13 protein-coding genes and 1 pseudogene are annotated in these 11980 nt (G+C 59.0%); 10 read left to right on the top strand and 4 right to left on the bottom strand.

The window, feature by feature from the left end; translation table 11 throughout:
* From VK725_RS16320 to VK725_RS16285, 8 genes are all read left to right on the top strand, one after another.
* The coding region (locus VK725_RS16320; protein WP_325319115.1) for an aldo/keto reductase at positions 1-713 on the top strand (713 nt) is incomplete at its 5' end.
* Positions 714-761: 48 nt separating this feature from the next.
* A complete protein-coding gene (gene queF / locus VK725_RS16315) occupies positions 762-1586 on the top strand; it encodes an NADPH-dependent 7-cyano-7-deazaguanine reductase QueF (RefSeq protein WP_325319114.1) in 825 nt (274 codons plus the stop codon).
* 132 nt (positions 1587-1718) lie between these two features.
* Complete coding sequence (locus tag VK725_RS16310; protein WP_325319113.1) at positions 1719-2333, top strand: hypothetical protein; 615 nt, start codon at positions 1719-1721, stop codon at positions 2331-2333.
* Positions 2334-2563: 230 nt separating this feature from the next.
* On the top strand, positions 2564-5125 hold the full coding sequence (gene mprF, locus VK725_RS16305) for a bifunctional lysylphosphatidylglycerol flippase/synthetase MprF (RefSeq protein WP_325319112.1): 2562 nt from the start codon (positions 2564-2566) through the stop codon (positions 5123-5125).
* Positions 5122-5916 (top strand): AcvB/VirJ family lysyl-phosphatidylglycerol hydrolase, encoded by a 795-nt coding sequence (locus tag VK725_RS16300; RefSeq protein WP_325319111.1) that lies wholly within the window; start codon positions 5122-5124, stop codon positions 5914-5916. The genes mprF and VK725_RS16300 overlap by 4 nt, the downstream gene beginning before the upstream one ends.
* A gap of 228 nt (positions 5917-6144) precedes the next feature.
* Entirely contained in the window at positions 6145-6372 is a 228-nt protein-coding gene (locus VK725_RS16295) for a CsbD family protein (protein WP_325319110.1), read from the top strand.
* Positions 6373-6697: 325 nt separating this feature from the next.
* Positions 6698-6928, top strand: a complete 231-nt coding sequence (locus VK725_RS16290) for a CsbD family protein (RefSeq protein WP_325319109.1) — start codon at positions 6698-6700, stop codon at positions 6926-6928.
* 99 nt (positions 6929-7027) lie between these two features.
* Entirely contained in the window at positions 7028-7201 is a 174-nt protein-coding gene (locus VK725_RS16285) for a DUF1328 domain-containing protein (RefSeq protein ID WP_325319108.1), read from the top strand.
* Between the two features lie 127 nt (positions 7202-7328).
* Here the strand turns inward: VK725_RS16285 and VK725_RS16280 are convergent, their stop codons facing one another.
* Positions 7329-7937 (bottom strand): hypothetical protein, encoded by a 609-nt coding sequence (locus VK725_RS16280; protein WP_325319107.1) that lies wholly within the window; start codon positions 7935-7937, stop codon positions 7329-7331.
* A gap of 384 nt (positions 7938-8321) precedes the next feature.
* On the opposite strand from VK725_RS16280, the gene VK725_RS16275 reads away from it, so the two are divergent.
* Entirely contained in the window at positions 8322-8783 is a 462-nt protein-coding gene (locus tag VK725_RS16275) for a GNAT family N-acetyltransferase (protein ID WP_325319106.1), read from the top strand.
* 11 nt (positions 8784-8794) lie between these two features.
* Here VK725_RS16275 and VK725_RS16270 read toward each other — a convergent pair whose 3' ends face one another.
* Entirely contained in the window at positions 8795-9655 is an 861-nt protein-coding gene (locus VK725_RS16270; RefSeq protein ID WP_325319105.1) for a lysophospholipase, read from the bottom strand.
* A gap of 432 nt (positions 9656-10087) precedes the next feature.
* Between VK725_RS16270 and VK725_RS16265 the strand changes: the two genes are divergently transcribed.
* Entirely contained in the window at positions 10088-10654 is a 567-nt protein-coding gene (locus VK725_RS16265) for a hypothetical protein (RefSeq protein ID WP_325319104.1), read from the top strand.
* A 288-nt stretch (positions 10655-10942) separates the two neighbouring features.
* Here the strand turns inward: VK725_RS16265 and VK725_RS16260 are convergent, their stop codons facing one another.
* Together VK725_RS16260 and VK725_RS16255 are read right to left on the bottom strand one after the other, a co-directional pair.
* On the bottom strand, positions 10943-11290 hold the full coding sequence (locus VK725_RS16260; protein WP_325319103.1) for a hypothetical protein: 348 nt from the start codon (positions 11288-11290) through the stop codon (positions 10943-10945).
* 344 nt (positions 11291-11634) lie between these two features.
* A pseudogene (locus tag VK725_RS16255) lies at positions 11635-11980 on the bottom strand (hypothetical protein); the annotation flags it as partial.

Below are 11980 nucleotides of genomic sequence, written 5' to 3'. Positions count from 1 at the left end.
GCGCGATTAGCGGACGCCCGGAGTATGTACGCAGCGCATGCGATGCGAGCCTCAAACGCCTGGGCGTCGATCACATCGATCTTTACTACCAGCACCGCGTGGATCTGGAGACGCCGATTGAAGATACCGTCGGTGCGATGGCGGACCTGGTGAAGGCAGGCAAGGTGCGTTATCTAGGCCTGTCGGAAGCCTCCGCGCAGACCATCGAGCGCGCCAGCAAGGTACACACGATCACGGCGCTGCAAAGCGAACTGTCGTTGTGGACGCGCGACCCGGAAGAAAACGACACGCTCGACATGTGCCGCAAACTCGATATCGCCTTCGTGGCGTACTCGCCGTTGGGACGTGGCTTTCTCACCGGTGCGATCACCAAGCCCGACGATTTCGACGCCGACGATTTCCGCCGCAACAACCCGCGCTTCCAGGGCGAAAACTTCGCGCGCAATCTGCAGCTGGTGAATCAGGTGGAAACGATGGCCGAGCAGAAAGGCTGCACGCCTGCGCAGCTTGCTCTGGCGTGGCTGCTCGCTCAGGGCCAGGACATCGTGCCGATTCCGGGTACCCGCCGCCGTTCACGCCTGGACGAAAACATCGGCGCGCTCGACGTGCATCTGAGCAAGGAAGACCTAGCATCCATCGACCGGATTTTCCCGCCGGAGGCCGTGGCTGGCGCCCGTTACGCAGCCGCAGGCATGACGCATATCAACAAGTAATGACCACGGAAGCGCCAGGGAAGGCGCTTTCCTCATTAAAATGGCGGGATGAGCACCCCCGACCACTCTCCGCTCGGCAAGCACACCGTCTACGCCGACCGTTACGATCCCAGCCTGCTGTTTCCGATTCCGCGTCAGTCCAAGCGCGATGAGATCGGCGTCAGCCAGCCGCTGCCCTTCCACGGCGTGGATATCTGGAACGCCTACGAACTGTCGTGGCTGGACATGCACGGCAAACCCGTTGCAGCTGTGGCGGAATTCCAGGTACCGGCGAGTTCGCCGAACATCATCGAGTCCAAGTCGTTCAAGCTTTACCTCAACGGATTCGCGCAGGAACCGCTGGCCAACGCGGCCGCGCTGAGTGCGCTCTTGCAGCAGGATCTTTCCCGTGCGGCGGGCGCGCCGGTGACGGTGCAGATTCATGCGCCGCGCGCAACGGCGCATACGTTCGCCGATCTCGATGGGGCGTCGATCGACGCGCTGCCGGTGAAAATCGACGATTACGGTCCGCCCAAAGCCGATTACCTGCGCGCCGATCGCGATGCCGAGGTGGTCGAGGAAACGCTGATTTCCGATCTGCTGCGTTCCAACTGCCCCGTGACCGGGCAACCCGACTGGGGCAGTGTGCAGATCCGCTACCGGGGTGCGCCGATCGATCGTGAGGGGCTGTTGCGTTATTTGGTGTCATTCCGCACGCACAACGAATTCCATGAACAATGCGTGGAGCGCATCTTCATGGATGTGATGAAGCGCTGCACGCCGCAGCGACTGAGCGTTTACGCTCGCTATACCCGCCGGGGAGGGCTGGATATCAACCCTTTCCGCAGCACCGACAAGGACCTGCCGGGCAATGTTCGCGGGGCGAGGCAATAGCCCCGCAACCGGTTACACTCTGCGCCCCCGGTCATCGGCACTTCAGATCAGCGGCGCTAGCCTTAACAACTGGACTGACTTTGCAGACCGACGGTTTACCCGTCTCATGTCCCACCTTTCGGAATCTCGCACATGAAACTCACCGCCCGTTCCGCCGCTCTCTACAGCGTTACGTTTGCCGGCCTGCTGGTGCTCAGCGCCTGCGGCAAGAACGATCAGTCGGCGAATCAACCGGCTTCTCCCAGCACGGCACCGGCCGCACCGAGCACTGCGCCTGCAACACCGGCCCCGGCCAGCACGGCCGCCGCTCCGGCTGCTGCACATACCGCTGCTGCTCCGGCGGCCGCCAGCACCGCTGCTGCCGCGCCGACGGCGCCTGCCGCTGCGCCGGCTGCTGCCGACAACGGCTTCCAGGTGGCCACGGTGACGTTGGGCGATACGGTGACCCCGGATCATAAGGTGCGCAAGGAAGTGCTGACGTTCTCGCCGAGCCAGAAGACCATCTATGTGAGCGTCGACACCAGCGGCACCACCACCGGTGCAACGCTCAATGCGAAGTGGAGCTATCTGGAAGGCAACGGCCAACTGGTCACCAGCACCAGCCAGTCGATCACCGCCGATGGTCCGGCCACCACGACGTTCCGCGTCGTCAATCCGAATCTGTGGCCGGAAGGCAAGTACAAGGTGGACATCTCGCTCGACGGCAAGCAGGTCGCGAGCAAGCCGTTTGAAGTGAAGAAGAGCTAAGCCTTTTCGACAAGCAGTCACCCGGGGCGCCCCGCGTGGGCGCCCTTTTGTTGTGGGATTCGTCGCGGCACATATGCCTTATGACGAATGCGCCATCGAAGCTCGATAGCGCGTCGTGAGTTTTTCTCTGCAATGCCCGGTATGGCACCATCGCCGTCTCGGGGAAATCGAGAGGCCGTTTCAACGTGGAGCAACAAGGCGGGGCCGAAGTCCTTAGCCAGGAAGATGCCTTGAGCCGGCCGGGCCCGGTCTGGTTGCGTCGATTCGGCGGTCCTGCGTTATCGGTGTTGATGCTGTGTCTGGCGCTGTGGGCGCTTTACCGACTGGCCGGCGAGGTGAGTTACCACCAGGTTGGCGAGTACATGCATCGCCTGCGTCGCGGACGCATCGGTCAGGCGATTGTGCTCACCGCGCTTGGGTATGCGGTGATGCCGCTATACGACTTGTTTGCCTTGAATGCGATTGGCCGCAAATTGCCGCGCCCGCGGGTCGCACTGATCTCTTTCATCAGTTACGCCTTCAGCAACACACTGGGCATGGCGATGCTGGTGTCCGGTTCCATTCGCTATCGCTTTTATATCCAGGCCGGCTTGTCGACGATGGAGGTCGCCAAGGTCGTGCTGTTCTGCACGATCAGTTTCTGGTTGGGCCTGTTTGCCATTACCGGTGTGACGCTGTTGTTCGTGCCGATTCCGCGAGGCCTGCCGCTGGGCTCTGCGCACCTGCTGCTTGGCATCGTGCTCTGTGCCATTCCCGCGCTGTGGCTCGCCGGTGGCGCGATATTCCGGCGGCCGGTGAAACTGTGGCGATGGGATGTGCGACTTCCGCCCATCTCGATTGGTATTCGCCAGGTTGCGGTCGGTGCCATCGATTGGGGTCTGGCGGCGGCGGTGCTCTATGCATTGATGCCTGACGAGCTCGTGCTGCATTTCGGCTCTTTCCTGGCCATCTTCGCGCTGGCGCAGATTGCCGGTTTGATCAGTCACGTACCGGGCGGCCTTGGTGTGTTCGAAGCCGTGATGCTCGCGGGCTTTGGCGCGACTGGCAACCAGGCGCTGTCCGCGCCCATTCTCGGTGCGTTGGCCGCTTATCGCGGTGTCTATTATCTGCTGCCGCTTTGCGCTGCCGCCGTGGTGGTGGTGGTACGCGAAGCGCGCGGGTTGCGTCAGGCTGCATTGCTCACGCCGTGGTTCAACGGGTTGCTGCCGCCATTCTTCTCCGGACTTACCTTGGTGTCCGGCGCGGTGTTGCTGTTCTCCGGCGCGACGGCCGTGTTGCCCGGCCGACTGGAACTGCTAAGCGATATTTTGCCGCTTTCGGTGATGGAAGCTTCGCACTTCATCAGCAGTGTCATTGGCATGTCGTTGTTGATTCTCGCGCGCGGATTGCAACGGCGGCTCGACGCAGCATATTGGCTCACGCTAACTTTGCTGATCGCCGGTGCCGTGGCGCAGTTGCTGAAAGGCATCGATTACGAAGAAGCGGGCCTGCTGATTCTGCTTGCCGTTGCACTGGCGCCCGCGCACCGCCTGTTCTACCGACGCGCATCGCTGTTCGACATGACGTTTTCGTTCGGCTGGTTTCTCGCCTGCGCGACGGTGCTCGGCTGCACAGTGTGGTTAGTCTTCTTCAGCTATCAGCACGTCGAATACAGCCGCGACCTGTGGTGGCAATTCAGTTTCTATCACGGCAACGCACCGCGTGCGTTGCGCGCGCTGGTAGGTGCAACCGGCGTGGCGCTGCTGTTTGCGCTGACGACGTTGATTCGTTCCGCACGCCCGCGCCCGACGCTTCCCGATGAATCGGAATTGGCACGCGCGACACCGCTCATCAAGCATTACTCCTCCGCACAAGCGCACTTGGCGTTGATGGGCGACAAGAGTCTGCTGTTCGATCCCGATGGCAAAGCGTTCCTTATGTACGGCATCGAAGGGCGCAGCTGGGTGGCGATGGGCGATCCGGTCGGTCATGACGAACGCGCACGCCAGGAGCTTGTCTGGACTTTCCGCGAACGCTGCGAACGTGGCGGTGGCTGGCCGGTGTTCTATCAAGTGACGCCAGCGGATCTGGATCTGTATCTCGAAGTCGGCATGAGCCTTTTGAAAATCGGCGAAGAAGCGCGCGTGCTGCTGGAGCACTTCAATCTCGATGGCAAGTCAAAAAAAACGCTGCGCGGTACCGTCAACAAGTTGAATCGCGAAGGCTTGCGTCTTGAGGTCATCGCGGCGCAGGACGTTCCAGCACTGTTGCCGAAACTCAAATCCGTATCGGACGCGTGGCTGCGCGACAAGCGCACGCGCGAGAAAGGCTTCTCGCTTGGCGCGTTCGACGAACGTTACCTGTCGCGCACGCCGGTGGCGGTGGTATGGCAGGACGACAAACCGGTTGCCTTCGCCAACCTGTTCCTGTGCGAAGACAGCATGGAAGAAGCATCCGTCGATCTGATGCGCCAGTTGCCGGACGGCCCCACCGGCCTCATGGACTACCTCTTCATCGAACTGATGCTCTGGGCGAAGGCGCAAGGCTATCGCTGGTTCAACCTGGGCATGGCGCCACTTTCGGGTTTGCAGAGTCGCCGCCAGGCACCGCTGTGGAACCGTTTCGGCGCGCTGATCTTTGGCCGTGGCGAACGCTTCTATAATTTCCAGGGTCTGCACCGCTACAAAGACAAATTCGATCCCGAATGGGAACCGCGCTATATGGCGGTTCCGGGCGGGATCGCCTTGCCGGTGGTGCTCACCAATGTTGCCAGCCTGATTTCAGGCGGCCTAACCGGAGTGGTGCGTCGATGAAATTCCGCATTGTCGCGGTCGTGGTGATTGCCGCCATCGTCGCCGCGCTCATTGTTTTCAAACCCCTCCCGCGGCCAAGCCTGGAAGAGGCCACTACAAAACTTCCAGCGACAGCGCAGGCACCTGCCGGCCACGACGATGTGCTCGCGGTCTTCTATTCCGGCGATGGCGGCTGGCGCGATCTCGATAAAGAAGTGGGTAGTCGTCTTGCTGCGCGCGGCATACCCGTGCTTGGCATCAGCTGCCTTTCCTACTACTGGCGCAATCGTTCGCCCGAAGAATCCGCACAGGACCTCGACGCGCTGATCAACAAATACAGCACGCAGTGGCACAAGCAGAAAATCTGGGTGATCGGCTTCTCTTTCGGTGCCGACGTGGTGCCCACCATTGTTGAAAAGCTGAGCCCGCAGAATCGCGCGCGCATTTCGCAGGTCGTGCTGCTTTCGCCCAGCCGCGACACGAATTTCGAGGTTGAGCTGGAAGGCTACATGACCGAGAACTGGCTCAAGACGCATACCAAGGCCTTCATGGAGTGGCTTAATCCGGTGCCTCACTTCCCCGCTCTGCCGCGCATTGCCGCCTTGCAGGACGAGCCGCCGGTGATCTGCTACTACGGCCATGATGACAGCGACGACAGCGCCTGCAGCGACCCTACCTTGCCCAAATGGGTGAAGGTTTACGAAATGCCGGGTGATCATCATTTTGACTATAACTACGATGGTCTTGCCACGCGCATGATCGGCGATCTGCCGAGCACGCTGCCGGCAGCATCACAAACAACATCGCCTTAAGACGCATTAAGCGATGCACTAACGGTTGCATCGCTCCATCGCGGTTTCAGCGGACCGCGCATCAAAACATTCATCTTGGTCAAGATGAATGACATGCAGATTATCTGCACATACCTCCAACACCGGATTTACGTCGAAGGTGATGAACTCAGTCACCGCACCAGGTGCATGTGCTTGGTGCGCACCATGTGTGTCGACTCATGCGTCCGAATCCAAAGAGGTACTGTCATGAATCAAGACATCATCAAGGGCCAATGGAAGCAGCTCTCAGGCAACATCAAACAACACTGGGGAAAGCTGACCGACAACGATCTGAAGGTTGCCGAAGGAAGCATGGAATATCTCACCGGCAAGGTCGAAGAACGCTACGGTATCGCCCACGAAGAAGCTGAAAAACAGGTCCGCGCGTTTGAGCGTGAATTGAACAAACGCGGCGGCAGCACGACTCACCACTAATCGAGAATATGCGGGCCCCGCACCAGTACATGAGCTGATCCAAAGCGTACTGACTGGTGCGGGGGTTACGGGATAACGCGCGGCAACCGCGCCCCGGCGGTGAATCCTCCCACTTCTTATCGATCTGCGCGGCAACCGACACAGACTTAAGCGCCGCAAACCCGCGTGTATGCATCGCGAAGGGGTCGTAACAGTTCGGTTCATGTGACTGAACCGCTCCGACTCGTACGCACATTGTCGGGACATCCCGTTCACGGCGCGATTGATCGAATCGATACCGTCGACACGAGCCGTCGGCACGTCGAATCCCGCACGAGGTAACCGTATGAATCACGACACGATTGCTGGCCAGTGGAAGCAGGTCAGCGGCAAGATGAAGAAGCAGTGGGGCAAATTGACCGACGACGATCTGAAGATTGTCGAAGGCAACGCCGAAATGCTCGCAGGCCGGCTGCAGGAACGCTATGGCATGGCACGCGACGAAGCGGAGCGGCAGGTGCGCGAGTTCGAAGAGGACTTGAGCATGAGTCGCCAGAAGGCGCCGCGTCGCCATTGATGATTGCACTCACGCGCCGACCGAGCCGCCCTCTTCATTGATAAAGCCGGAACGCTATTCAGATCATTCCACGCTTATCCCTTACCGTAGGAGATCGCCATGCTTTACTGGGCTGCCGTATTTTTCGTTATCGCCATCATTGCCGCGGTGTTCGGCTTTGGCGGTATCGCCGCCGGTGCGGCGAGCATCGCCAAGATTCTGTTCATCGTGTTTGTCATTCTGTTCGTGCTGTCGTTGATATTCGGAGGCATACGACGCGGGCCGCGCTTATAGCCATCGATATCGGCGCATAAGATCGCGGCACCTTCGGGTGCCGCTTTTTTTGCTTCCATATAAAGCACACGTGCGGGCATGTGGCTCGCGATTACAGAGCGGCGATGGACGCATCTGAAACGGGCCGCTAAATGCTACGAAACATCACGATCTTATGCGGCGTCAACGTATCGCTCGTTTGCAGCCAGCCCTCTTTGGCGACAGTGGCTGTGCACGGACCCAGCGTACCGATGCGTATCTCGCGTTGAGAGGCTTCATGTCTGAGCATGTCCATGACCTCGTGCAGAAGCGTTCCCGTGAAAGGCGTATACAAATAGAACACCGTACCCTGCGAGAGATTGGTACGACGCACGTCTTGCTCAAAAAAAGTTGCGTTGCCGAGCTTCAAATCGTTCGCACTCTTTCTCGCGCTGGCAACATATGCGGACTCACATTCGATACCGATGCACTGGGCCGGTGAGCATATCGCCGCAAGCAGAGGTACATGACCGAGCCCTGCGCCGAGGTCAACGAGAACATCCCCCTCATCCAATCGTAAGCCCTGGATGAATTCAAAAATCTGCCTCGCCGGCGTCGGCTGATAGAACACCATTTCCGGCGCAAGTTCGGCAACGGCGTCGCCCGGTTCATCCAGCTGCAGAACGCCGCTCACCAGTACGTCCAGGTCGTCATAATTTTCGCCGCGTGCCGGATCGATGCTCTTGTCATCATGATCCAGCTCATGCGCGCACTGCATGAGTCGTTGCGCACCGCAACCTGCTCGGATGTCGCGCCGCATGGATTCACAGAACTCGCGGTTGGCCGCCTCAAGGGCCGCTCCTATTTTCGATGCCCGATCGAGCACCGCCTTATCGGCTTGGGCATCCTCATGAATAAGGCACGATTCAATTCGATCGAGTGCCTCCAACCGTTTTCGCCATTTTTCAGGCGCGTACAGAGAGCGATCCCGCTCCAGCTCCGCGATGAGACGCGATAACCTGCTCCGCATGTTCATGACAACGCTTCTCGTCGCCGGCCCCTGGTCGCCCATGCACCACGCTTAGGCATGAATGCCAGTCGAAAGGATAGAGGTACATGTTCTGCTTCCCATGCACGAAAGCGAAAATTCAAAGGGCATCTTATGCAATCGATCAAGGTTCGTTCCGTGGAAAAAGAAGATTTTCAAGCATGGAAGCCGTTGTGGGATGGTTATAACGCTTTCTATGGCAGAAAAGGATCCACGGCGTTGCCAGAAGAGATCACGGAAGCGACCTGGTCGCGATTTTTCGACACCAACGAGCCCATGCACGCACTTGTCGCGGAATACGAAGGCGCTCTGATAGGCCTTGCGCACTATCTTTTTCATCGCAGCACGATTCAGCGTGAACCCGCCTGTTATATGCAGGACTTGTTTACGGATGAAGCGGCGCGTGGCTCGGGCGTCGGACGTGCGTTGATCGAGGAGGTTTATCGCCGCGCTGCGGCAGAAGGCTGCTCACGCATCTACTGGCATACGCACGAAACGAACGCGACAGCCATGGCGCTTTACGACAAGGTCGCCGACAAATCGGGTTTCATCGTGTATCGGAAAGCTCGTCTGTAGCGACGGCGACGTCAGGACAGTGACTGGCGCCGCATCCATTCGGCAAGTTGCGCCAGCACTTGATGCCGACCTGTTTCGGTCTCATTGAACAACTCGTGGAAGAGCGTGTCGAAGAAGCGACTGGTGAGCTGCTTCGTTGCCCACGCACCCGATGAAAAATCGCGGCTGCCCGACGGATCCACGAGTCGGTCACTGCCTGCGACAAGCAACAGGGTCGGCACACGCAATTGCCATGCGTCCGTGATGCTGGATGCACCGGCACGGAAAATGAAATTGGCCAGACGTGGCGTAACCTTGTTGCTGCAAAGCGGGTCGTTTCGATAGGCGTCGATCACTTTAGGGTCATGCGACAGCCCATCCAGCTGGAGCCCATTACGCAAAGGAAGATCCGGCAGCACTCGCGTCAATACACTCGCCAATCTACGCAACCACGGCGCCTCATAGCTGCGCAAAGCCGGCGACGACAGCACCAGGGCCGGTGGTTCGATGCGATGGTCCAGCACTGTACGCACTGCGACGAGACCGCCCATGCTGTGGCCTAGCAGCAGCGGCGCCCGACCGATTGTCTGCGCATAGTCCTTGTATACCGTCGCAAGGTCTTGCAGCAGATCGTCGCCGTGCCGCAGTGGGCTGCGCTGACCGGGGGTGTGGCCGTGTCCGCGTTGATCGTAACTTCGCACGGCAAAACCGCGCGCCAGGAACCACTGCGCCAACTGTTCGTAGCGTCCACTGTGCTCGCCCAGGCCATGCACGATCAGCACCGCGTTTTGGGTCGAAGGATTGGGCCAATCGCGCAAAAAAAGCTTCTGACCATCCGGCATGGTCAGCCAGGCGGGATTATCCGAATGTGTGGCACGTTGATTGACCGCCATTGAATGCGCCTGTTGCTCCATAGCCCGCCCTGCCTGACCCACCTACATTACCTCCACGGCGGCTTGCGCGGAAGCCAGTGCGCTACCGGTCGCAATTCCTTGGGGAAGCGGTCTCCTTGCGTCATTGCTTTTCATTTGGACGTCCAAATGATTTGCACGTGAAGCGCGACTTCGAATTGCGCCAAGCGGGTTTCTTTTCTTTTCGCGCAACATCGCAAACAAGCGCTCTACTCCCGATGACTTAGCGGATGCACATCGCGTACAAGAACGCAGATCTCGACCGCCGCCATTCGCGTGAAATACGCGTGAATTTGGCTGTTCTTTCAACCTCTCACCTCAATCCGTGACGTACTTCAAAGCGCATCGCGCGATAGCCGATCTACAACAGCACACCAAGCGTGTCGTATCCGAACCTGTCGAGTAGTCACGCCTATGAAATTCATACCTATCGCAGCATCCCTGTCGTTTATCGTCATGATGTCGACGTGCGTGGCGCACGATGGATCCGTCGAAAGCGTGACGCCTCAAACTGTGACGCGCATCGCGAAGGTGGCCGGGTCGGTCATCCAGGCCACGGTGCGGCCGGTCGGCACGGCGATCCCCAACGGCCCAATCGGCCGGGAAGATGTCGCCGCTGTTTGCATTACCTCCCGTCCCGATGTCGGCCAATGCGGCCTCCCCGCAACCCTGGTGCAAGCGGGCTGCGGTGCCGCTGGCAAGCCCTCATCGGCATGTCAGAGGGATAAAGTCGCGCGCACGCAACATGTCGCGCTCTGCGATGCGGAGGATGTGGGTCTATCGGGCTGCCTATCGAAATATGCCGCGTCCCTTGTGCGTCATCCGGATTTTGCCGAGAAGACATATCAGTTCAGCGTACGCCGCGATGACAAGAATCTTCCCGACATTACCGTGCTCGTCACGGCCAAGCAGACGGAACAAGACGCCGCTCAGATGGCGCTGGACAGCATGACATCAGCGACCACGGCATCAAACAACTGAAGACCTGATGCGGTGACATCTGCGTTGAGCGACGGAACAACCCTTGACGAAACGCTGGATTAGCCGATCTGCTCGACCAGCGTCTCCCTGTCGGTCTTATCGTAGAACGTCATGGTTATCTTCGGGTGTCGACGGTCCACTTCTCTATCCCGTTTTATGCCAAGCCTTTGGATATCCCCAAGCAAGTCGTTTGGCGCAGCTCGTGCGGGCGAAGGTGTTGAAGAAACGGCTCTAGTTGACCCGTTTCAGCGATGGCATGACCCTCCCTCAATTTCCGGGCCACACTGTTTAATGCCTACGTAGGCCAGGAAAGATCGTCAGAAGCGTTAGCGCGGCCGCCCACCAGGCGATGAAGGTACCGATCAACACCACGGTACTCAGGATGTATTTCTTCGACGGCGTGCGACTGGAACGAAAGATTGTAAGGTTTGCGATCACTGCCATGCCGGCAATTAGTCCGCCCACCGCACCGCCCATTACCGTAATGCCCATCGGGAGCGCGCACCAGAAATATTCGAAACCTGTGAGCTTCGGCGTTTCCTTTGGGGCGGAGACGGTGAAGCCACCCTCCGGCCTTTTGGCCAAATTGGGATTCTTGTCACTCATCAGTTGCGCAAATTCGTCCGGTGTCTTCACATCCCCTCCCCTTCTGACGTAGATGAACACTTAGCGCGATTAGTTCCGCGCGCCTGTCCCGGCTTACGAGCAAAATCCGCTTTCTATTGCGATTTCAGCCGGTCGATGCAACACATTGCTGAAAACGTTCGGCTGGTGTTTCAAAGTTAAGCGTTTGCCTTGGGCGCTCATTTAATCGTCGCGCCACGGCGTCGAGTAACACTCCAACACCATGCTCGGCTTGGGCTCGCTCAATTCGTTTGTTTATTTCAGCACGCATAACCGTTGGAATCATGATTCTCGCCACTTAACCGCTTTGTGTTGAAGATGAGTCTTTCACGCTTCGTGACCGCCTCTTGGCGAACTCAGTCGTCGCTCTTTGCGTTGATCGTGTGCATGGGGCGACATTGATCCCCGTCACAACTGATCACCACACTGTAAGACCCGCACGATGCGACGAAGGTCGAATCGCCATTGTCGTGGATCGCACCACAACCTAATTGCCTGGCGACCGACTGTGCCATCGATGGGCGCGCGTTGAGGTTCGCGGCGACCGCACCCAATGCGGTATCGGGCGCTGCGGATGCAGAGCCGGTCGGCGGCGGCGTTGCGGCAGGAGCGGCGACCGATGGTGGCGGCGCGTGAGGCATCGGCGCACCGGAGCGCGTCGGTTCGATGGTGGAAGAAGGTGCTGCGTAAGCGTAAGGATTG

It is taken from the genome of Dyella sp. (genome assembly GCF_035486915.1).
Taxonomy (GTDB): domain Bacteria; phylum Pseudomonadota; class Gammaproteobacteria; order Xanthomonadales; family Rhodanobacteraceae; genus Dyella_B.
The sequence above is the reverse complement of the archived record's forward strand: the minus strand, read 5'-3'. Positions and strand labels throughout refer to the sequence as shown.

Bases quoted from the DNA above. Each gene is read 5' to 3' on its own strand.
- VK725_RS16300 (WP_325319111.1), top strand. From the start codon at position 5,122: ATGAAATTCCGCATTGTCGCGGTCGTGGTGATTGCCGCCATCGTCGCC.
- queF (WP_325319114.1), top strand. From the start codon at position 762: ATGAGCACCCCCGACCACTCTCCGCTCGGCAAGCACACCGTCTACGCC.
- VK725_RS16285 (WP_325319108.1), top strand. From the start codon at position 7,028: ATGCTTTACTGGGCTGCCGTATTTTTCGTTATCGCCATCATTGCCGCG.
- VK725_RS16265 (WP_325319104.1), top strand. From the start codon at position 10,088: ATGAAATTCATACCTATCGCAGCATCCCTGTCGTTTATCGTCATGATG.
- VK725_RS16310 (WP_325319113.1), top strand. From the start codon at position 1,719: ATGAAACTCACCGCCCGTTCCGCCGCTCTCTACAGCGTTACGTTTGCC.
- VK725_RS16295 (WP_325319110.1), top strand. From the start codon at position 6,145: ATGAATCAAGACATCATCAAGGGCCAATGGAAGCAGCTCTCAGGCAAC.
- VK725_RS16280 (WP_325319107.1), bottom strand. From the start codon at position 7,937: ATGCAGTGCGCGCATGAGCTGGATCATGATGACAAGAGCATCGATCCG.
- VK725_RS16270 (WP_325319105.1), bottom strand. From the start codon at position 9,655: ATGGCGGTCAATCAACGTGCCACACATTCGGATAATCCCGCCTGGCTG.
- VK725_RS16275 (WP_325319106.1), top strand. From the start codon at position 8,322: ATGCAATCGATCAAGGTTCGTTCCGTGGAAAAAGAAGATTTTCAAGCA.
- VK725_RS16290 (WP_325319109.1), top strand. From the start codon at position 6,698: ATGAATCACGACACGATTGCTGGCCAGTGGAAGCAGGTCAGCGGCAAG.